Origin of the sequence: Prevotella sp. P4-98 (assembly GCF_002251405.1) — a bacterium.
In the GTDB taxonomy this organism is placed as follows: Bacteria; Bacteroidota; Bacteroidia; order Bacteroidales; family Bacteroidaceae; genus Prevotella.
On record NZ_NPJC01000058.1, the window covers coordinates 187,551 to 210,538 of the forward strand.

18 protein-coding genes are annotated in these 22,988 nt (G+C 46.3%); 1 reads left to right on the forward strand and 17 read right to left on the reverse strand.

Annotated features, from left to right (window positions below; all coding sequences use genetic code 11):
- The 9 genes from CIK96_RS09315 to CIK96_RS09355 are packed head-to-tail and all read right to left on the reverse strand — an operon-like array spanning nucleotide 1 to nucleotide 8,652.
- The gene (locus CIK96_RS09315; protein WP_094390703.1) at nucleotides 1–1,482 is read right to left on the reverse strand and encodes a NuoM family protein; all 1,482 of its coding nucleotides are present in this window, start codon (nucleotides 1,480–1,482) and stop codon (nucleotides 1–3) included.
- A 28-nt stretch (nucleotides 1,483–1,510) separates the two neighbouring features.
- Nucleotides 1,511–3,505: an NADH-quinone oxidoreductase subunit L gene (gene nuoL, locus CIK96_RS09320; protein WP_158214666.1), complete on the reverse strand. Its 1,995-nt coding sequence runs from the start codon at nucleotides 3,503–3,505 to the stop codon at nucleotides 1,511–1,513.
- A 10-nt stretch (nucleotides 3,506–3,515) separates the two neighbouring features.
- The gene (gene nuoK / locus CIK96_RS09325) at nucleotides 3,516–3,824 is read right to left on the reverse strand and encodes an NADH-quinone oxidoreductase subunit NuoK (RefSeq protein WP_094390705.1); all 309 of its coding nucleotides are present in this window, start codon (nucleotides 3,822–3,824) and stop codon (nucleotides 3,516–3,518) included.
- Nucleotides 3,825–3,828: 4 nt separating this feature from the next.
- On the reverse strand, nucleotides 3,829–4,359 hold the full coding sequence (locus tag CIK96_RS09330; RefSeq protein ID WP_094390706.1) for an NADH-quinone oxidoreductase subunit J: 531 nt from the start codon (nucleotides 4,357–4,359) through the stop codon (nucleotides 3,829–3,831).
- A 5-nt stretch (nucleotides 4,360–4,364) separates the two neighbouring features.
- Complete coding sequence (locus CIK96_RS09335; RefSeq protein ID WP_094390707.1) at nucleotides 4,365–4,910, reverse strand: 4Fe-4S dicluster domain-containing protein; 546 nt, start codon at nucleotides 4,908–4,910, stop codon at nucleotides 4,365–4,367.
- Between the two features lie 16 nt (nucleotides 4,911–4,926).
- Complete coding sequence (gene nuoH / locus CIK96_RS09340) at nucleotides 4,927–6,015, reverse strand: NADH-quinone oxidoreductase subunit NuoH (RefSeq protein WP_094390708.1); 1,089 nt, start codon at nucleotides 6,013–6,015, stop codon at nucleotides 4,927–4,929.
- Between the two features lie 23 nt (nucleotides 6,016–6,038).
- Nucleotides 6,039–7,604 carry an NADH-quinone oxidoreductase subunit C gene (locus tag CIK96_RS09345; protein WP_094440444.1) on the reverse strand — a complete coding sequence of 522 codons (1,566 nt, stop codon included), beginning with the start codon at nucleotides 7,602–7,604 and terminating at the stop codon, nucleotides 6,039–6,041.
- Nucleotides 7,601–8,311 carry an NADH-quinone oxidoreductase subunit B gene (locus CIK96_RS09350; protein ID WP_094435772.1) on the reverse strand — a complete coding sequence of 237 codons (711 nt, stop codon included), beginning with the start codon at nucleotides 8,309–8,311 and terminating at the stop codon, nucleotides 7,601–7,603. The genes CIK96_RS09345 and CIK96_RS09350 overlap by 4 nt, the downstream gene beginning before the upstream one ends.
- Nucleotides 8,302–8,652: an NADH-quinone oxidoreductase subunit A gene (locus tag CIK96_RS09355; protein WP_094390711.1), complete on the reverse strand. Its 351-nt coding sequence runs from the start codon at nucleotides 8,650–8,652 to the stop codon at nucleotides 8,302–8,304. Before CIK96_RS09355 ends, CIK96_RS09350 begins: the two co-directional genes overlap by 10 nt.
- 386 nt (nucleotides 8,653–9,038) lie before the next feature.
- Between CIK96_RS09355 and CIK96_RS09360 the strand changes: the two genes are divergently transcribed.
- Nucleotides 9,039–10,481, forward strand: a complete 1,443-nt coding sequence (locus tag CIK96_RS09360) for an alkaline phosphatase (RefSeq protein ID WP_094440445.1) — start codon at nucleotides 9,039–9,041, stop codon at nucleotides 10,479–10,481.
- A gap of 124 nt (nucleotides 10,482–10,605) precedes the next feature.
- Here the strand turns inward: CIK96_RS09360 and CIK96_RS09365 are convergent, their stop codons facing one another.
- The 8 genes from CIK96_RS09365 to CIK96_RS09400 form a co-directional block, all read right to left on the reverse strand.
- Entirely contained in the window at nucleotides 10,606–11,802 is a 1,197-nt protein-coding gene (locus tag CIK96_RS09365) for an AGE family epimerase/isomerase (RefSeq protein ID WP_094440446.1), read from the reverse strand.
- 2 nt (nucleotides 11,803–11,804) lie between these two features.
- Nucleotides 11,805–13,148: an MFS transporter gene (locus CIK96_RS09370; RefSeq protein WP_094390714.1), complete on the reverse strand. Its 1,344-nt coding sequence runs from the start codon at nucleotides 13,146–13,148 to the stop codon at nucleotides 11,805–11,807.
- 14 nt (nucleotides 13,149–13,162) lie between these two features.
- A complete protein-coding gene (locus CIK96_RS09375) occupies nucleotides 13,163–14,332 on the reverse strand; it encodes a glycosidase (RefSeq protein WP_094390715.1) in 1,170 nt (389 codons plus the stop codon).
- 28 nt (nucleotides 14,333–14,360) lie between these two features.
- Entirely contained in the window at nucleotides 14,361–15,443 is a 1,083-nt protein-coding gene (locus tag CIK96_RS09380; RefSeq protein WP_158214667.1) for a glycoside hydrolase family 26 protein, read from the reverse strand.
- Nucleotides 15,440–16,729: an acetylxylan esterase gene (locus CIK96_RS09385; RefSeq protein WP_094440457.1), complete on the reverse strand. Its 1,290-nt coding sequence runs from the start codon at nucleotides 16,727–16,729 to the stop codon at nucleotides 15,440–15,442. The genes CIK96_RS09380 and CIK96_RS09385 overlap by 4 nt, the downstream gene beginning before the upstream one ends.
- Nucleotides 16,730–16,773: 44 nt before the next feature.
- Nucleotides 16,774–18,201, reverse strand: coding sequence for a glycosyl hydrolase (locus CIK96_RS09390; protein WP_254047120.1), 1,428 nt, complete (start codon nucleotides 18,199–18,201; stop codon nucleotides 16,774–16,776).
- A 979-nt stretch (nucleotides 18,202–19,180) separates the two neighbouring features.
- Nucleotides 19,181–21,613 carry a hypothetical protein gene (locus tag CIK96_RS09395; protein WP_094440447.1) on the reverse strand — a complete coding sequence of 811 codons (2,433 nt, stop codon included), beginning with the start codon at nucleotides 21,611–21,613 and terminating at the stop codon, nucleotides 19,181–19,183.
- Between the two features lie 24 nt (nucleotides 21,614–21,637).
- Nucleotides 21,638–22,960, reverse strand: a complete 1,323-nt coding sequence (locus CIK96_RS09400) for a glycan-binding surface protein (RefSeq protein ID WP_094440448.1) — start codon at nucleotides 22,958–22,960, stop codon at nucleotides 21,638–21,640.
- Nucleotides 22,961–22,988 lie beyond the last annotated feature (28 nt).

Here is a 22,988-nt window from a genome sequence, read left to right on the forward strand (position 1 = left end):
TTAAAGAATGTTTGCCAGAATAGGACCTACTGCATCGCTGATAACATTGCTGGCCCAGAGAGGGAACAGACCGAGACCTGCCACACAAGCAATGAGGCAGATAACAGCTACACGCTCGTCCCAAGAGGCATCGGTCAACTCCAGGAAGTGAGGATTCTTCACCTCGCCATACAGAATCTTGCCGACTACACGCAGAATATAAACTGCTGTGATAACAATACTGGTACAAGCGATGATGGTGCAGACACGATGGAACATGTCGCCATTCTCAAACGAACCGACGAAAATAGTCATTTCTGCAATGAAGCCTGAGAAGCCGGGAAGACCAAGGTTTGCCAAACCAGCAATCACATAACCCACTGCAAGGAAAGGCATAATCTTCATCAGACCGTCCAAATAACGAATGTCACGAGTATGGGTACGACCATAAATCATACCGATGAGGGCAAAGAAGAGAGCCGTCATCAAACCGTGTGACAGCATCTGCAGAATGGCACCAGTGCATGAAGTCTTGGTCATCATCAGCAGAGCGAAAAGCACCAAGCCACAGTGGGATACCGACGAATAGGCGTTGATATACTTGAGGTCGGTCTGTACGCAAGCAGAGAATGCACCATATACCACCGAGATAGTGGTAAGAATCAAGAAGATCCAAGCCAATTCATTGGCAGCATCAGGCAGAAGGTACATAGCCACACGGAAGCAACCGTAGCCTCCCAGTTTCATCAGTACACCAGCGTGAAGCATTGATACTGCTGTAGGGGCAGAAGCATGACCGTCGGGTGACCATGTATGGAATGGGAACATAGCACCAAGCACACCGAAACCTATAAAAATGAAGGGGAAGAAAATCTTCTGAATCTCTACCGGAATATTGTTCATGGCAGCAATGGCATTAACGTTCATCGTGGTATGACCACTGAAATAATAGATGCCAAGAATACCAATAATCAGCAGAGCAGATCCTCCCATCAGCATCAGAGTGAGCTTCATGGCTGCATACTCCTTGTTACCACTACCCCATACTCCAATCAACAGATACATGGGGATAAGAGCAACCTCATAGAACATGAACATAGTGAAGAGGTCGGTGCAGATGAAGAAACCATAGACACCAGTGGAAAGCAAGGTGAACCACAGGAAATACTCCTTTGTCAGTGGCTGCAAACGCCATGAGGCGAATGTTCCGGTGAAGACGATGATGCTCGAAAGCAACAACATCACAACAGAAATGCCATCGACACCTACAGAATAGGCAATATTGAGAGGCTTGAACCATGGAGTGCTTGCTGTAAGCAACATCACGTCGGTATTGCCGGCAGCACGCTGCTGAACAAAATAGATGGTCAGCCAAACAGACAGTGCCAGCAGACACGAAGCGCCAGCCACCATCACACCACGCACCTGATTGAGGCTCTTGCTCAGCCAAAGGCCAAGGAGCATCAGGGCGGGGATTACTACGAATAATGTCAATATACTCATTGTTTCGATTTTTCTTTATTCATAATGTTCAGAGAGCACATGCCAACAAGATGAGGGTCAATGCTACAGTGCCGGTGAGGAACCATACGGCATACTGGCGAACATCACCACTCTGCCAAGGACGAATAGACTCGCCAGCCTCGTTGGCGCCCCATGCCAAGAAGTTGAAAGTACCGTCAACAATGTGGCGGTCGAACCAGGCAACAGGTTTAGAAATGCAACGGAAGATGATACGGTGAGTAACATACTGCCAGATTTCGTCTTGATAGAAACGCTTATAGGCAGCACGATGCAAACGCGGGAACATCTTGTACAGACGATCGGCGACGGGCTGACTCTCACCCTTATATATATAGGTGGCGAGGCAAATACTCAGAATGGCAATGACGGTAGAGGTCAATGCTATCTGTACGTCGAAATGGATGTTGTACTCCTGACCGCTGGCGGTTACAAACGAACCGAAGCTGCCTCCCCATCCTGCAAATCCTGCAATGGTGGTGTAAACACCCACACCAACAGTGATAACACAGAGAATAATAAGAGGAATGGTCATGGTAAGTGGAGCCTCATGTGGAGTATGGTGCTCGTGGGCAACCTTGTTTTCAGTTCCCCAGAATATACCATAGTACAAACGGAACATATAGAAGGCGGTCATAGCAGCAATACCTGTCATAATCCATCCTACCACAGGGCTATAGGCAAAGCAGGCACTGATAATTTCATCCTTGGAAGAGAATCCAGAGAAGAAGGGAATACCAGCAATAGCCAGACAGCTGATAAGGAAGGTAATATGAGTAATAGGCATATACTTACGGAGGCCACCCATCATAGCCATCTCGTTAGAATGAACTGCATGAATGATACAACCAGCACCAAGGAACAAGCAAGCCTTGAACATGGCGTGGGTGAAAAGGTGGAACATAGATGCCATGAAACCCAACTGTGCATGGTTATCGAGCATCGCCTCGTGACCTGGCAGACTCACACCAAGAGCAACCATCATGAAGGCAATCTGCGAAATGGTAGAGAATGCCAACACACGCTTGATATCGCTCTGGGCACATGCCACAGCAGCTGCATAGAATGCGGTGAAGACTCCCACCCATACCACAATGCTCAACTGAGGCTGTGCATATTCTATCCACAGTGGGAACATACGGGCAATCTGGAACACACCAGCAACCACCATCGTGGCGGCGTGGATCAGCGCAGACACAGGTGTAGGACCTTCCATGGCATCGGGCAACCAGATGTGCAAGGGGAACATAGCACTCTTACCAGCACCACCGATGAACATCAGCACAAGAGCGGTAGGAAGAATAAATGTTCCTGCAATCACAGCCTTGGCGGTATTGCCGGCAATGAATGGAGTGGTTCCCGCACCCATCTCGATAGTTCCTGCAAACGAGAAACTGAACGATTCGGTGTAGTAACCGAAGATCAGAATACCGATAAGGAAGAAAAGATCGGCAAAACGAGTTACGATAAATGCCTTCTTAGATGCTGCAATAGCTGGCTTCAATGGATAGTAGAAACCAATCAACAAGTAAGATGATACACCCACGAGCTCCCAGAACAGATACATCTGGAAGATGTTGGTAGCTACCACAAGGCCAAGCATTGACATGGTGAAGAGACTCAGGAATGCGTAGTAACGCTGGAAGCCTTTTTCGCCGTGCATATAGCCAAACGAATAGATATGTACCATCAGACTGACTGTTGAAATAACGATGAGCATCATCACCGAGATGGGATCCAACAGAATACCCATATCAAAATGGAGATTGCCCAACGGCAGCCAGGTGAAGTTGTAAGGAACAATAGTAGCGAAAGTGCCATCAGCCAGACGGGGAGCAAAGAAATAGCTGAACGCCGTCATATAAGACAACACGGTCACAAGTCCCAACGAAGTGGTGCCGATAAGGCCTGCGACCTTATGCGACAGCTTCATGCCATAGAGTCCCAATACCAGGAACGAGAGAGCTGGCAGAAGCAGAATCAAAAATGTATAACTGTAATCCATCACTTCTTAATTACCATTTCATGTTTTTGATACTTTCAACGCTGTCGCTCTTGAAACGGCGATAGACATTGATGATGATTGCAATCGCAACGGCAGACTCGGCTGCACTTACACCGATAGAGAAGAGTGTCATAAACATACCCTCCATGCTATCAGGATAGAGCATACGGTTGAATGCTGCGAAATTGATATCGACCGCATTGAGCACCAACTCAATAGAGATGAGCATGGCAATCAGATTGCGACGGGTCACAAAACCAAATACACCGATAAAGAAAAGCAGTGCACTCAGGATGAAATAAAATTCTACTGGTACCATAGTCTTAGTCCTCCTTTCTTGATACTACCAATGCACCGATAATACATGCCAACAGGAACAGTGAGATGAACTCGAAGGGGAGTACATACTGATACTTGCCGGCACCTACCAGTGCATGACCGATTTCACGCATGGGAACTTCCTGATCGGGAGTTACCGTACCAATATAACGCGACATGCCGCGCAACATATCATTCTTTAGGAATACCAGCACTACAGTTGCCAAGCCCACAACGCTCAACAAGGCACCCATCACTACACGGCTGCCCTTGAGACGCTCTACCATACCCTGAAGGGTACGTTTGCTAACCAACTGGATGGCGAAGACATAAATCATCGTCACGCCACCAGCATAAACTGAAATCTGTGCTGCTCCCAGGAATGTATAGTCGAGCAGGAAATAAAGACCTGCTACGCCAAAGAGCACAAACAACATAAAGGTTGCGGCTCTCATGATTCGCTTCGTCGTCACACACATCACGGCAGAGCCGAGAATGACGACAGCGAGAATGCAAAACATTACTAAATTAGCCATTGTCTTTACTTCGTTTTAGTGTTAAACTTACCGATAGTCATGCTGGCACCACCTTCCAAGAGGTTGGGCAGAGAACCACCCTGATATACCTCCTTGTCGAGGTGGAGTACCAGACTCTTACGGTCGAATACGGCATTCTCGAAATCGTTGACAAACTCGATAGCATCGAAGTTACAAGCATTGGTACACAACTGGCAGAACATGCAGTCACCAAGGTCGTAACGATAATCATCGAGCACCTTTTTCTTCTTGCCGGTCTCGGGATCTTCCTGCATGTGAGAAGTGATCTTAATCGTGCCATTAGGGCAGGTTTTCTCACACAATGTGCAGGCCGTACATTTATAAGTTCCGTCTTCGTTACGCTTGAAGACGAGGCGTCCACGGTGGCGCTTTGCCACGTGGAGCGTAGTTTTACGGTTCTCGGGATACTGCTCCGTAGATTTGTTGGTAAAGAAGTCCTTGAAATATTCCTTCCAAGTAATCTTCATACCAGTCAGGAGCGTCTTTACTCCATGTCCGAGTTCTCCGAAATATGATTGGTTATTTTCCATTTCTATTCTTTTCACCTTATTTAATATACCATCCGAGTGCCACCACGATAGTCATCAGCACAAGGTTGATGAGGGCCAGCGGCATGAGATATTTCCATTCGAGTTTCAGAATCTGGTCGATACGCAGACGTGGGAAGGTCCACTTAATCCACATCAGAATCCATACCAAGGCAAAAGCTTTACCCATGAACCATACGATACCAGGGATATAGTTCATCACCTGGTCGAATGCTGCTACACCAATGTTAACAGGAGCCCAACCACCAAGGAATACGGTGGCGGCAATACCAGCAATGATAAACAGATTAAGGAACTCTGCCAGATAGAAGAAACCAAAGCCCATACCAGAATACTCAGTATGGTGACCAGCGGTCAGCTCACTCTCAGCCTCTGCCATATCGAACGGACCACGGTTGGCCTCAGCGTTACCGGCAATGAGGAATACGAAGAAAGCGATGAGCGCAGGAATGTGGCCCTGGAAAATCAACCAACGCCAAGGTCCTGTCTGAGCCTCAACGATACCAGAAATCTGCATCGTTCCTGTCAGGATGACAGCTGTAATCAGACAGAGGCACAATGACATCTCATAAGAAATCATCTGTACGGCGCCACGCATAGCAGATACCACAGAATACTTATTGTTGGAACTCCATCCTGCAAGGAAGATACCTACCACACCGATAGAAGAAATGGCAGTCAACAGGAATACGCCCACATTGAAGTCGAGCACCGTTGCACCATTGTTCCATGGCAGGAACGAAAAAGCACCTACAGAACCGATAATAACCAGCAGCGGAGCCACGGCATAAAGCAGTTTGTCGGCTTTATCTACAAAGAAAATTTCTTTGATAAGCATCTTCAGTACGTCGGCAAACACCTGCATCAGTCCCCAATAGCCCACACGCATCGGACCAAGACGGCACTGGAAGTAGGCACACACCTTACGTTCCATGAAAATCAGCGCAATGGCAATCAGCGCATATCCTACAAGGATTCCCGCACCAATCAGCACGCACTCTATCAATATCGACCAGAAGTCGCCCAGTCCCAAAGTGACACGAAGCAACTGGTCTATCCAGTTTGTTATTATTGAAAAGTCAAACATGATATTTTACGTTCTTTTGTTGTTTAACGGTCAATGTCGGGAATCACAAAGTCGATGGCAGCACCAGTTGCCACAAGGTCGGCAATCTTCTGACCACGAAGCATAGGATCAAGCGCACCGGTAAGCGAAAGTCCCATAGGACGCATCTTCAAGCGGTAAGGACTCTTGTCGCCACGTGAATCGAGATAGACACCAAACTCACCGCTGGCTCCCTCAACAGAGAAATACCATTGTCCTTCGGGTACCTTGATGATGGGTTTCTGCTTCACATAGAAGTCACCGGCAGGAATATTGTCGATGAGTTGCTCAATAATGCGCAGACTCTGATACATTTCCTGAATGTGACAGGTATAGCGGTCCATTGTATCGCAACCAGTCATAATAATCTGATCCCATTCAACCTTATCGTACATATCATACGGATGGTTCTTACGTACGTCGTTCTTCCAACCAGAAGCGCGACCAGCAGGACCTGTTACTGCATAGCTGATACAATTTTCAAGATCCATCGGACCAACTTTCTCAAAACGATTGTGAGTAATGATATTGTCACCAAACACATCAACATACTCCTGAATCATTGGTTTGAGATACTTCACGAGCACCTTCACATTCTCCACGAAGTTGGGATCGATATCATCCTGCAGACCACCGATGCGGTAGTAGTTCTGGATGAGGCGTCCACCAGTGGTTTCCTCCATGCAGTTGAGCACATGCTCACGATCGCGCATAGAATAGAGGAAGGCAGTCAATGCACCCATGTCCTGTGCACAGCATCCCACATACAGCAAGTGTGAGTCAAGACGCTGCAACTCGTCCATGATGGTACGGATATACTTGATACGGTCGGTCAGTTCGACACCCATACCCTCTTCTATCACTCCTACCAGCGCATGACGATGCATCATTGCAGAAAGATAGTTCAGACGGTCAGTCAGTGCGAGCGACTGTGGATAAGTATAGCTTTCACACATCTTCTCAATACCGCGGTGGATATAACCCAAGTGAGGATATACACGCTTCACGGTCTCACCATCAACCACGGTCTGCAAGCGAAGCACACCATGGGTAGAAGGGTGCTGAGGGCCGATGTTGATGACATAATCGTCGTCGGTAAAGAGTTTATTCTGCTTCGAACAGAGATGACCATCCTTGTCGAGCCAGTATTCCATACCATAGTCAGGCTCTTTATCGTCTTCAAGCACATAGTCATCGTTAAACTTCCAATCCTTGCGGAAGGGATGTCCTTTGAAGTCATTGCGGAGGAAGAGACGACGCATATCGGGATGACCGAGGAAGAGGATACCGAAGAAGTCATAGACCTCGCGTTCCAACAGATCGGCAACATGCCAGATATTGGTCACAGTAGGAATCACACTCTCACCGTCAACCACCTTAGCAAGCATTTTCACGCTGCAACGCTCATGGCTGTCGGTATTTTCGAGAATATAGACACAGCCAAGGCCTTCTTCAGCGCCGAAGTCCTCACCAACAATAGTTACAAGATAATCAAAGTGTTTCTTGTCCTTCAAGTTCTGCATCTCTGAGGCGAACTTGTCGAAATCGAATACTAAATGCTCAAGTTTCATGCGTTCTCCTCCTTCTCTTTCTTCATTTGTTCTACAAACTCCTGAGGCACATCGGTCACCACAATAGGTTCACGGCGATGATCACCCAGACGGCGTGCAACGAGTTCCTCGTTTGAAACACCCAGTTCGCGCTCAGCCTCCGACTGTTTGTGATTCGCACCACCGAAGAACTTCTCGATTTTCACCTTACGCTGCAACTGCATCATACCATACATGATAGCCTCTGGACGTGGAGGACAACCAGGAATAAACACATCCACTGGTACAATTTCCTCAATACCCTTCACCACATGATAGCTTGACTTGAAAGGACCACCGCTAATGGCACATCCTCCGACAGCTATCACATATTTTGGTTCAGCCATTTCATCGTACAGACGCTTCAAGGCTGGAGCCATCTTGTGGGTAATAGTACCGGCACACATGATCAAGTCGGCCTGACGGGGTGAGTTACGTGTCACCTCAAAGCCGAAGCGTGCGAAGTCGTAGCGTGAGCATCCACATGCCATAAACTCGATACCACAGCATGATGTAGCAAAAGTCAATGACCAGAGTGAGTTAGAGCGTCCCCAGTTGATCAACTGGTCGAGCGAACCTGTCACAACATTGACACCGCCTTCGTGCAGATCGTCAATAAGTTTCTCCAGTGTGGCATTGTCTTTGAATTCCTCGTAAGGAATACTCTTGATTTTCGGCTTTATTTCCATTCAAGAGCTCCTTTCTTCCAGGCATATGCCAGCCCGAACACTAATACAACCAAGAAGAAGCCGATGCTCAACAATGCTGCAACACCCATCTCCTTCACTACTACTGCCCATGGATAGAGGAAAACAGTTTCCACATCAAACATGAGGAAGAGGATGGCAAACAGATAGAAGCCTACACTAACCGGCAACCAAGAAGAACCATGAGTAGGAATACCACACTCATAGGGCTCGCCTTTTACCTTGTTGTAGCTTCGCGGACCAAGAAGTTTGGCCATCACATACGCTGCCACCACCAATGTAATAGCCGTCACGAGGACGGTAATTAACAAAGTAAAGTTCATAAAAGTTATAATATTATAATATCGATTTTGCTTAGCGCTTGCAAAGGTACTAACTTTAATCGAAACCACGAAACATTTTAGCATCGTTTTCTCGCTTTTTTCGTGCTTTTTCAAATAAGATACTGCCCGCACATTCACATTTCACATCACAAAGGATAAAATGCCACATTTACCGACCGCCAACTATCAAAGTGTAAAGCATCATCTACAACACGCCACCACATTTTCTATTATCTGCTTACATTTTGCTTTCTCGCATAATTCAAGGTGGCACTACTTTAATTTTAGTTAATTTATGGTAGAAAAATAGGCAACGTCTTTGTTTTTTGAATAATAATTTAGTAATTTCGCAGTCGAAAAACAAAAATTCCAAAAACAAAAGAAATATGAAAAGAATCCTAACTCTAATGCTGATGCTGGCAATGGTTATAACCATTTCAGCAGAGAAAAAAGCCAAGTACGTGTTCTATTTTATCACAGACGGAACAGGTGTAAATACTGTGCTCGGTGCCGAGATGTATAATGCCGAAATGCAAGGCCGTATCGGTCGTGTACCATTCTGCATGACCTCATTTCCCATCGTAGGTGTAGCCTCTACATATTCTAACAATAGTGGAGTAACCGACTCTGCCGCTTCTGGTTCAGCTCTCGCCACAGGCGTGAAGACCGAGAATGGTGCTCTTGGTATGCGTCCCGACCTCAAGACACCCGTTACCTCTCTTGCCGTATGGGCAAAAGAAGCAGGAATGAAGGTTGGTGTGGCATCAAGTGTTACCATAAACCATGCTACGCCCGCAGCATTCTATGCCCATCAGCCCAAGCGCTCATTGTCCTATGACATTGCCAAGGATATGATTGCTACCGACCTCGATTTCTATGGCGGTTCAGCTGTTGAAAAGGCAGAAGATCCCAAGAATCATCCTGGTGCTCCCTGCATTTATAAAGAGATGGAGAAAGCAGGATATGCTGTAGCTTTTGGTATGGCAGACTATCAGAAAAAAGCCAAGAAAGCCAAGAAGATGTTGCTTGTTCAGGATCCAAAGCACCTGAATCCTGCCTCAGACATATACTCTCTCCCCTACGCTATTGATGTTAAAGACGGCGAGATGACCATCGAAGACATTCTCCGCGCAGAAATTGAATTTCTGATGCGCGACAATAAGAACGGTTTCTTCTTGATGAATGAAATTGGCGGCAAGGTCGATTGGGCATGTCACGGACATGATGGCGCCACAGCATTTGCCGAGGTTGGTGCTGTAGATCGTTGCATCAAGATTGCCTATGAATTCTACAAGCAGCATCCCGACGAGACACTTATCGTGCTCACCGCAGACCACGAAACTGGCGGTTTAGTACTTGCCAACAACGGTCTCTATGCTTTGAACCTCAAAGCTCTGGGCAACCAAAAAGTAAGTATCGACGGATTCACACAGATTCTCCGCAATCTCCGCAAGCAGACTTCCAATAAAGTAACATGGGAACAAGCCAAGCAAGCTCTGACCGACAACTTCGGTTTCTGGACTGCATTGGAACTCACTAAGGACGAAGAGGCATCTCTCCAAAAGGTATGGCATGAATCTTTCGAAGGCAAGACAGAGGATGTGAAGAACGAATACACAGCCAATGAACCCCTTGCTGAAGAAGCCAGACACATCATCAACACCAAAGCTCTGATCTCATGGAGTACAAACGGTCACTCTGCAGGTCTCGTTCCTGTATATGCTATCGGTGTAGGTTCTGAGCAGTTCATGGGTCACAACGATAATGCCCAGATTCCTGTCAAGATTGCCAAGGCAGCTGGATACAATATTCCAGGATATCTGAAATAAGAGAAAATCACTTATCAGACTCCACCAATTGCAGAGTCGATAGATGATTGAAATACAATTCCCCAAACAACAATCCCAAGTGTCAAGCACTTGGGATTGTTAGTTAATGCAACCTAAAATAATATCAAACCGAACGTTCGATGATTTCGAGACACATACGGCTATTGTGATAAGGACACTTCCAGAATCCGGCTTTGTCATCATCCAGATTCAAAGTACCATCTTTACGACGGCTCCAGTGCCACTCGCCATTTTCATTGTCTATAAGGTTCTCCTTAATATAAGTCCAACAGTGTTGTGCTTTCTGCAAAGCAGACTCGTCACCGAAATACTGATAGATATTAAAGAAACCTACCACTGCTTCAGCCTGTACCCACCAATGGAGGTCGCTATCCACATAGCCAGTGTCGAGATTAGCTTCATGAACCATAGAACCATCGGCATTAAGTCCTTTCTCAGAAGCTTTCGCCACCATTTCAACGATGGGCTCCACCTTCTTCAATACTTCAGCATCACCCAATACAAGGGCTGCCTCATGAATAAGCCATGAGCATTCGATATCATGTCCATAACTCTCCAATGCTCCTGCACCTCGTTTCCAATCCATATCGAAGAAAAGATCGAGATGATGAGTTTCAGGATTGAGGATACGGTCTGTGAAGATATCTATCAGATTATGCAGAGAAGCCTTCAGCTCATCTGATTTCCATACGCGGTACAGATTGGTATAGGGTTCGATGATATGGAGATGGGTATTCTGCGACTTAGGATAGTTGGCATCAAGTTCCGACAAACGCATATCGGCAATCGGTTGCCAATCGCGTGTCATAGCCTCGATATAACCATTATATTCATGGTCGAGAGCATGTTCCTCAATGCATCGGTAGAGATCAATTGCCACTTTCAATGCCTCTGCATCACCTGTTGCACGTGCATACTCCGACATGCCGTAGATAGCAAACCCAATGGCATAAAACTGTTTCTTGGTATCAAGAGGTTTGCCGTTGCAGTCAAGACTCCAATATACGCCACCATATTCAGGATCAATAAAATAATCGATGATATAATGCTTAGCGCGACTGGCAGCCTCTAAATATGTTTTATCGCCCAACACACGATAGGCAGCAGAGAATGCCCATAGGATACGAGCATTAAGGATAGCCCCTTTCTCGGCATCGGCATGCAAATGTTCATGTCCGTCGATACGTCCATAGAATCCGCCATGCTCTTGGTCCACCATCTTGTCGAGCCAGAAGCGCAAGATGTTCTTCTGTAGAACATCCTGCATTTCTGTTTTCATTGTAGATACAATATTACTCATCGTTATTTCTTAATTGGGAATTTATACGCCAACAGCATCAGCAGCAAGGCGATTGCTGCGGGGAACAGAGAGAATAGCGACCATACCATTGTCAGCACCGAATCGGTAACAGAAGCTGGATCGATAATCGTATTGCCAAAATCGTCTGTAATCATATTGGCACCTGCCCAACCAAGCAACAGGGCAATCAGCGAACCAGAGATAGCCGTACCAAACTTCTGCGACATAGTACCTGACGAGAAGATCAGTCCTGTAGCCGAGGTTCCGAAGTGTTCTGTATGATAGTCCGCCACATCGGCATACATAGACCAAAGCAATGGTGAATAGATACCGATACCCATTGAAGTAAGGATCACCAGACCAACCATCACGCTGATATATGCAGGATCCATTGGTATGAAGAAGAATGCTACCGATGTAACCAGGCAGAATACCGCAGCCCAGAAGAATGCCATACGTTTTGATCCAACTTTCTTGGCAAACCAAGGAGCCACGCCACCGAATACCATACAGGTAACTTCACCGAATGCCATGAATACTGTGAAGTTGATAATCAGGTTATCGATGGTCACATTGCCATGCAGACAGTAGTCAAACATATATCCAGCTACTGCGTAACGGAATCCGTTGAAGAAGTTGGTACAAACAGCCATGGCAGTCATGTAGAGCCATGCCTTGTTGCGAACAAGGTCACCAAACTGTCCAAACGAGAATTTTTCAGCTCTTACTGGTTTCAGACGCTCTTTAGTAAGCAGACCGCATGCCAGCGTCATGATGGCAGCAACTGCACCCAGTACAGCGCCAGTCACGGCATACTGATGTGCTACACTACCTCCAATCCATTTCTGGAGATAGGGAAACGAGAGCAGGGTGGCAAATCCCATGGCATACGCCCCAATCATGCGATAGGCAGAGAATTGGTTTTTCTCGTTGTCATCTTCTGTCATCACACCCAGCAACGATCCGTACGGTACATTGACCATGGTATAAATCGCCATCATCAGCAGATAGAGGGTATAAGCATAGATGCGCTTACCCATATCTCCGAAATCAGGTGTAAAGAGCAGCAAGGCGAACACCAGTCCGAACGGAATAGCTCCGAAGATGAGCCAAGGGCGATAGGTGCCCCATCGTGACTGTGTTCTGTCAGCAAGACTTCCCATCAAGGGGTCTGTTACGACATCGAACATACGCGCTACAAGCATCAGCACAGCGGCATCAGCAAACGACAAACCGAACACATTGGTAAAGAACAACGGAAAGGCGATAGACATCACTTTCCATACTATGCCACCTGCAGCGGCATCACCCAGCGCATAAGCAATTTTTTCCTTAACACTTGCCATAAATAATAAGGTGTTTATTTGTTCAACGACTTGTTTTTAGCCACCAGTTTTTTGATGGTTTCCACACTAAACTGTGTGCGGTATCCGTCAGCAGGAGTGTTCATGCAGTAATCCACCAAGCGATCGATGGTAGAAGTAGCCACATGCATGCGAGTATCGGAAGAAGCATAGTAGATGAACACTTTGCCATCTTCGTCGGCTATCCAACCATTGGTAAACACAACGTTCATCACGTCGCCGATATATTCCTCACCCTGTGGTACGAGCAGATATCCGCCTGGTTCTGCAATGACCTTTGTAGGATCTTCCAACGAAGTCATATACATATAGAGCACATAGCGCAGGCCGCTTGCACATCCACGTACACCATGGGCAAGATGCAACCATCCTTTATCGGTCTTGATGGGATGAGGACCTTCACCGTTCTTCACCTCCTGAATGGTGTGATAGTGGCGTGCGTTGATAATCTTCTCTTCTTTGATTTCTGCATGGGTGATGTCATCAACAAGTGCCCAACCGATGCCACCGCCTGAACCGGTATCGATGAATCCATCCTGCGGACGGGTGTAGAAAGCGTATTTACCCTCTACAAATTCCGGATGAAGCACCACATTACGCTGCTGGCTCTTGGTTTTCAAGTCTGGCAGACGTTCCCAGTTGATCAGATCTTTGGTACGTGCGATGGCAGCCGTAGCAGTAGCAGCACTAAGGTCACCGGGCTGAGCATCGTCGTGACGCTCGGCACAGAATACGCCATATATCCATCCATCCTCATGGGCGGTAAGACGCATATCGTAGATATTGGTAGCGGGAATCACATCTTCAGGCATCGTGATAGGCTCATCCCAGAAGCGGAAGTTATCCACACCATTGGGACTTTCTGCCACAGCGAAGAAACTCTTGCGGTCTGCACCTTCCACGCGAACCACCAACAGATACTTGCCATTCCATTTGATGGCACCAGAATTGAGGGTAGCATTCATCATGATGCGCTGCATCAGATAGGGGTTATCCTTTTCGTTAAAGTCATAACGCCACTCCAACGGAGTATGTTCTGCAGTAAGAATAGGATTCTTCCAACGGTCATAGATACCGTTACCCCACTCTTCCATTTCATTTTTCTTGGTCAGCAGCGCCTCATGATGAGCACGCAGAACCTTTACTTTTTCGTCAAAATTGCTCATTTTGTTTTGATGATTTATTGTTTTATTATTATTTAATTTTCTTAATATCTTTCAGAAAGAGCGTATTCTCAGCCTCATAGAGTTTCTTAAAATCCTGTGCACAAGGCAACGAGGGAGACGGTCCGAAATATTCTTCCTTATAGTTGCGCCAAAGCAAGAAGTAACTGATGGGATAGCGATCCATTACAGGTTTCAACACGCGCGTCCACCAAGTTGCATCAGGCATATTCTTCAGTCCACACTCAGTCATGGCAAGCAGTTTACCGTTGCGCTTAGCAAAGTCGCTGAGGAAATTGAGGTCGGCTGTAACCTGGCTTACGAAGTCGGCTTCTGTCCCCCACTGGTAAGCATCTTCACCAATCAGCGTCACTCTATCATTACCGGGATAACGCTGCAGGAATCGTTCTTCGGTCCATCCGCCATCAAGGTTTGGCGAATAGCTCCATAACAGATTGTCAAGTCCTCGACCGTTGAGATAGTCTTGCAACATATTCCAAAGTTGGCGATATTCGGTATCGGTACAGAGTTTCTGTCCCCACCAGAACCATGATCCGTTATTTTCATGCCATGGGCGGAAGATGATGGGTACGGGTTGTCCCTTCTTGGTCTTCAGGCTGACGAGGAAATCGCCTACGCGCTGCATCCATGTTTGGAATTTAGCATGACACTTTCCACCTGGCAATATGTTCTTTACTACCGTAGAGTCAGTAACATCCCATGCTGTTCCTCCCGTAAGTGGGTTGCGTGGGTGCCAACTGATGGTAACAATACCTCCACGTTCGTAGTGAGCAATGAGTTCATCGTGTATACGAGTAAAAGGCACACTATCGAGATTTTTCTTGTCGTCCATCTCTATGCCTCCGAGATCAAATCCCATCAAGGCAGGATAGTCGCCTACGGTTTCAAGCACATCACTTCGGTTTTGTTCCCATTCCCATGTCACTCCATAGAAGGGATCATCCTGATGTGCCATCATGTAACCTTTGGGTTGCAAGAGGCGCAACCGCTGTTCCAGTTGTTTGCCGCCATCAATTGTCTTCTTTGCCATGATTTGTAGTGGGCAACCTGCCAACATCAAGGCAGCCATGGCTATCATTGTCATCATCTTCATGGTTTGATATTCATTTGAGTGAGCAACCAGTTTTCCCATTCATCCCATTGTTCCTGATACCAGAAATGGGCTGTCTGCTGATAAGGTGTGATAGACTTCGGACCTTTCACTATATTATAGGTCGCCCATGCTGTAGTGGGTGGCACTACATCATCATTATATCCAAAGGAGAACCATCCGGTTTGTGCATTGGTGATGCGGCGTGCGAAGTTCACTCCGTCGTAATAGCGTGAAGTCTCGATTTGTTTCTCCATTCCCTTGCCTTTGTTCCAATAGAAATAGTGGGGCCATCCGCAAGCCACGCCTTTCAGCGAAGCGGTATGGTCGCAAAGAGCTGCATGCACGGGAGCGTAGAATGTGATGCGGCGATCGAGTCCGGCTGTTGCCAGCGAGAGGAATCCGCCCTGACTTGAACCAGTCACACCCAGTTCTTTGCCGTTCCATGGTGTGTATTGTTCGATATAGTCGAGTGCACGAATACATCCCAACACCACATGTTTATAGTAGCTCTTATCGCGATTGTCCATGCCAAATTCCCAATATCCGTTGAGTGCACCCTGTCCGAGGTCGTCATAAACAGACTGCTGCATGGTAACGGGAATGCCATGAATACCTATTTCGAGCGTCACGGCACCTTTCGATGCGGTATAGATGTCGCCACCATAGGGGCGCACACCTGCACCAGGCACACGGAGCAAAGCGGGATACTTACCCGGCTTTACGGGTTCGCAGAGGATGCCATAAGTGCGTGATCCCCAGCGCACATTCTGGAAGCTCACTTCATAGACGTTAACGTCTTTGGTGCAACGTTCTGGCAATAGGCGCTTGGTAGGATTGAGGTCTGTATGGCGTGCTTCGCTAATGGCATTCTGCCAGAACTGGTCGAAATCGGCAGGATTGACCGTTGTAGGTTTCAACTGTTCGGGTGAGAAGGCTGCTGCACATGCGCCTTTATATTCCTTACCTCCGATAGTGGTCTTCACATCCACGCGGTAGAATCCGGGTTTGCTCATCTTGCCCTTCACGGTCAAGGTACCGTCTTTAAGCACTACGGCGGTTTTCTTCACATCTTGATACATCTCCGGCCCTGCCTCATAGTCGATAACGGCTCCGGCAAGGGGTGTTGCCGATTTGGTAACAGAGATACGGAAAGTTGCGGTCTCTCCTACTTTGTAGGTCCAATCCTGATGATCGGGCACTACGTTGACCTGGATATTGTAGCCTCTGATTTGGGCTGCCACAGGCAGCACGCAGACAGTAGCCAGCAATAGCAGGAGTGTCTTCATAAAATGTTTCATGTTCTTAGTATTTGGATTTTTGTAGTATTATCTTAATGGTTCGTGGGGAGTGTCACGACATTACTGTCGCTCATAGCGCTCTTCCACCAAGCATCGCTACACATGGTGTCTGTAGAACCTTGCTTGCCTTGGTACCACACCATGAAATGTCCCCATTTGGCACCAGCAGTCCAGCAGTTGCCGATATTTCCCTGCTCGCCATTATCACTCTTACCACATTCACCCAGCACAATCATCTTGGTGGGATAGGCAGCTTGCAGTTCGGTAAATTCCTGTTTGTTTTTCTCCACACTACAGCCATAGAGGTCGCGTGCCACCATATCTACATATTGGTCGCCGGGATACCAGTCGTTATCTTGGTTGTACTTTGTGGCGTCGCCGTTAAAGTTTTGTGAGGTCCATATCCAGATCAGGTTTTTCACTCCTTTCTGTTTGAAATAGTCGAACATAGCAATCCAGAGTTTTTTATAGTTGGCAGATCCTTCTGCACCCCACCAAAACCAGGCTTTGCCCCAGCTGGCACCAGATTTCAAGGTAGCATTTCCTGCACCTTCATGGAATGGGCGCCATGTCGCAGCAATTCCTGCATCTTGCAGTTTCAACAAGACAGCCGCCACTTTATCCATTTCTTGATAGAACCACTTGTTTTCCCACGTGCCTTCTTTCAGCGCATTAGAGGCTTTGAACGTGGTTTTTGTAGGATCACAAGTCACACCAGAACCATCCATCTTGACTTCTGTATTCTCACTTGTAGGCACATTGAAATGCCACATCAACTGAACAATACCGCCTTTGTCTGCCCAATTCTTTACGGGAGTAATGTCGTTGTAATTAATCCATCCTTTACTACCCTGATTAGGCACATAGATATGGATAAAGTCGAAACAGTTCATGGCGGGATATTTACCTGTCAGCGCCTTGACCTTATCGGCAATTTTTGTATTCCAGTTCACATCAGCCATCACACTACTAATCACCTTTTTGCCATACAGACCCAGGAAATAATCATAGAGATCTTTTACCTGTTGGGTTTGTCCTGCCACGAGAGTCTTTGTGATGTTGACTTCGGGAGTTTTGTAGGTTGTGAAACTGAAACTGTAGGCTGCTGTAGTATTTTTCACCAATCCGGCAGGAATGGTTATAGCTACAGTAGTGCCCTCATCGGGGCAGTTAGCTTTGATAGTGAGGGTACGTGCAGAACTCTTCAGACTCTTTACCGTACCGCCGGCAATCTGTACTTTGGCAACATCAGTAGAAGTCAGCGTGATGTTCTGGTCATATTTCACATCGATAGTCACATCACCCACAGCAATATCTTTTGCACCATTTGCAGGTGTGACCGATACCACATTAGGAACTGTTGGTTGATTACCACCACCGACATCATTAGGATCGTCACCACCACATCCCACTGCCAATACAGCAGCAGCAAGCATCATTAGAAGTTTTGAAATTTTCATGATTTATATTCTCGTTTTATGTATTTCGTAATATTCGACTGCAAAGTTAGTGGTTTTTTCTGAAATAGACCGATACTTTAATGACTAACTCGCGTACTATTACTTTTATCTTTCAGATTACACAATTCAACCTTGTTATCAACTGAATTTAAGTACCATTCTTCACATGCCTCATCCCGAATCCATCCCGAAAGCATCCCGAAGAAAAAAGTATCATTACACCTATTATTTTTCAGATTTATGAAGTGGTAGAGAAATAGCGTCTGAACTCAAATCGCATACAGGAATTTTAGTTTTCAAAAAAATTCGACCACACGACCACAGATCCGTTTATCACACTATCTATCAACACTTTAAAGTGTGGTCGATAGTATTTCTATCGACCACCCATCGACCACCGCCAAAATTTGTCGAATATTACATTTCAGCCCAATATGCGTATTGTCAGATATCTCCAAACCTTTGGCAAAAGTATTGCCCAACGTTTGGCAAGAGTATTGCCCAACGTTTGGCAAAAATGTTTTCAAACGTTTGACAAAAGTGTTTTCAAACGTTTGACAAAAGTGTTTTCAAACGTTTGACAAAGGTCTTTTCAAACGTTAGAAAAAGGTCTTTGCAACGTTTGACAAAGGTGTTATACAACGTTTGATAAAAGTATTATCCAATATTTGATAAAGGTTTTTGCAATATTGCATAATAGTTCTTATCTGCTAACGTAAAACAAACGGGGAACAGTAGGAACTTTGGCTTACATCGTAAACAGGTGTTTGCAATCGATTTACGGTGGTCGATGGGTGGTCGATACAAACACCTTCGACCACCACTTAAAATACTGACCAACAGCGCGATGCACAGGTCTGTGGTCGAGTGGTCGAAATTTTACGAAAACTAAAATTTCTGTACGCGAATACCTCAAAATCAAGAAGAGGCGCATCCTCGTCGGATGCGCCTCTCAAAGTAGGAATCAATTATAGATTTGTTAGGGGAGAATGCAAATCTTCTTCACGCCGCCCAGGTCACCCTGAATCCAGAAGCCACCACCATTGAGGCCTGCCATCATGGCGTCGTCAAATTCTTGTTCAAGTACTTCCAAAGAAGGATTCCAGTCTGCAATAGTATAAATTGCTGACCAAGCGGAATTGTTGATCTGTACCTGTCCCTTAGCCGTAGGATCTTTATAGATGATCAGCTTAGAGCCTTTCTTCACACCAAGTCCAAGGAGGAAGTCTTTGGTCAAATTGATCTGACCATCAGCATTCCATTGGAAGCTGAAAGGATAAGTAATGTCTTTACCTGACTTGGTCTTTACCTGTCCGGCAATATCAACCTCAAGAGAGATCTTGTAATCCACAGTAACTTTAGTAACGGTAGTATTGTCGTTACCGCCACAGATAGCCAGACCTTTCTCCTTCAGAATCTTCAGATTCTCTGCGTCAAGTACAATCTTAGCTTCCAGGTTATCGAATGATCCATTCCAATAAGCATTACCCATCTCGTCAGATGGAACGTAAGTCTTGTTGAAAGCAAAGCCCCCCTCAGTCTTCATAGCGTAATCATGAGTCCAACCAATACCAATGAAGGCGAGCTGAGTCCAAGCATTAGAAGAATTATCTACGGTATAGGTAACAGTCATGATAGCATCAGCAGGAATGTCAGCAAACTTTTCTGCAGGAATCTTGACCATACCATCACCCCAATTCAGGAATACCATTCCAGAGAACAACTTGAGAGTTACCTCTGTTGCAGGAATAATAGTGATGTTATATACAATCTCACCATTTGAAGAAATCAACTTAACCTTTGCCTGAGCAGGAGTTGTTTCGGGGATACCGATAATAAGTTTCTCACCGCTTACGATATACTGGCATGCAACGCCATTAATCTCAACACCGGTAAGTTTATCGACATTCTTCACTTTCAAAGTCATGGTCTCACCTGCCTTAACCTCATCTTCTGCACCAGGAAGTTCAACTGCATAACAGAATACAGCCTCGTTTACAGTAAGTGCAGGAGCATTTACAGTAACACCATTGGCAAGTTTCATCACAGGAGTACCAGTCTTGGCTTCCATAGGAAGTTTGATGCTCAGAGTAGTACCATCAGCAGAAACTGCATCTTTCTCTACGGTTGCTTCAGCACCACCGAAGTCAACACTCTTCACGAGGTCAAGGTCGGTACCGATAATCTGGATAGTAGAACCAGCACTTGCAGGATTAGCGTTGTAACCTGTTGCGGTTGGCTTAACAAGTGTGAATTCAACTTCTACTTTCTGACCATTTGCCATCACGAGGCGGAGCTTGCCTTCGGTAGCTGTTTCAGGAACGGCTGTCACAACAACCTTATCGGCAGCTACGCTGATAGCTTCGCCAGACAGAGCGTCAGCATTGTCAAACTCTACTGCTGTTACCAGATCCATATCCTTACCAGAGATGGTCAGCGCAGCACCAGCCTTTACAGGAGCAGGAGCAGCTACACAGTCAGAAGGCTTAACAGTTTCAACCATAGCAGCAGGTACCTCTACGTCTGATTTGCAGACGAGATCGATAGCGCCATCGGGAGCTTCAGCAGGCAGCACGAACGAGAGGCTCTTGCCATCTTCAGCAATAGTGATTTCGGTAATCTCGACACCACCAACCTTAACGGCTTTGATCAGCTGCATATAGTCACCAGTAACGGTTACGGTTTCACCAGCCTTGGCAGTAATAGTACCTTCAGCGTCAACCTCGTTGCGTCCCTTTACCTTAGCAACGGTAGGAGTACCAACGATGAGACGGTCGTCGCTCAATACAATCTGATAGTCGAGTTTTGCAGCATCGCCCACGGTAAGGTCAGCGGTGTAGAACTGCAGTTTACCGGTCTTGGCATCCTCAGGAACCTTCACCTTGATGGTGTAGCGGTCGTGCTGAAGGAAGTCTTTTTCGCTGACAACCACGTTGTCGGCAAAAGCCATAGAGTGAATCAGGTTGAGATAACCATCCTCGTCACCCTTGATTTCAATCACATCGCCAGGCATTGCCGATGGAGTGATGCTCTTGATAACGATACCCTCAGTATAGGTCAGTGTAGATTTGGTAGTAATCTCCTGGTCGTTGTTTGCCACAAGTACTACATTACCTACCTCAGGACCATCGTGAGGAACGGTTACACGAATTTCACTGGGAACACCGGCCTTCACCACTTCGATAGTGGTAATAGCATCAACACCAGGAATGCGTACTTCGCGAATCTGGTCGAGGTTGCTACCGATGAAGCGCAACTGACCGCCACGCATCACAGGAGAAGGACCGAAAGCATTGAGCGACACACCACCTTGATACTGGTTGGTGTCTAAATCGTCGTTGCTGCACGCTGCCAGTGACAGCCCCATAAGGGCCATCACCAACAGGGTGAATATGTTATTGATCTTTTTCATAATATCCTTTTAGTTATTGATGTGTTATTTGTTAGGAACCACACGGAGGTTGTCGTAACGGAAGATCGGGGTACACTTCGTGCCCTGAACACCACCGTTGATAGGCCACATGATGAAGCTATCGAAACTTGAGATGCTCATTGGAGACGGAGCTTTGGTACCATCGTCGTTATAAACGAACTCGGTGAGAGGAATAGTTACTGTGATCCACTCATCGCCAGTATCGAACGAACCGGTTGACTTCCAAGGATTGTAGAGTGCACGAGGCAGGTCCTTACCACCATTAGCAGAAGTTTTGATGTAAGTATTGTTCTGCCAAGAGTCGTTAGCACAGAGCTTATTGTTCACAAAGAGAATCTGGAGTGCACCGGCAGACCAAGGATTGCTTGATGGGATGTAAAGCTCAAACTTGAACGACATATTCTCCCAGTCAGAGAAGTCGATGATGTTGCGCAGAGGCACACCGGCACCTTCCTTGATGCTCATAGGATTTCCGTTCCAGTTACCACACCAGAATGGGAGTTTCAATCCTTCAACCCATCCACCTTCTGTTTCAACAGGACCTAACTGACAGTAAGCACCGCTAATACCACCTTCGGTAGAGTATTTAGCAGCAATATTCCATCCCTGAGGTATAACACCCTTAGGACCTGCATTGTTAGGACCGTCAAAGTCGGTAATGATGTTACGGCTGTCAGCATAATAGAATGATGAATTTCCTTCACCGTAAATGGTAGAAACCTTGATGCGACCTTCTTTTGCTCCCTCTGGAACGATGAATGAGATAGAAGACTGAGTAATCTTCTTGATATTCTCACGAGGAACTTCAAGATTCATTGAGTTGTCGATACCTGTGAAGGTCAGAGTCAGTGGCTGGTTGGGGTCATCTATAAAGTACTGACCGTTGATCTGAGCCAATTCACCTACGTGAACATATTCACACTTCATTGAAGTTACAGCAGGTTCTGGCACCATCACCTTGAAATCGTATGTAGTGGTATCCTGACTCTTGTTGACCATATAGATCTTACCAGTGTTGCTGGCAGGAATCTGGTTTGGAATAGTTACCAACATGGTATGGTCTGTGATATAACTGGTGTTGAGCACAGCCTTCACATCATTGAAATACATTTCCTTGATGCTGGTCAGGTTGTTACCGACAATACAGATACCCGAACCGGTGTATGCCGAAGTCAGCAAAGAGTCCTTTGCGGCAACATCCTGTGGGCGGATATAACTGATCGTAGGATTACCATCGGTCAGTTCGAATTTATCTGGCTCATCTTCACAAGCGGTGAAACCCAAACCCAGGGTCACAACGCCAATTGCAAGGAGAAACCGTTTCATATTTCTTTTCATAATATCTTTCTGTTTC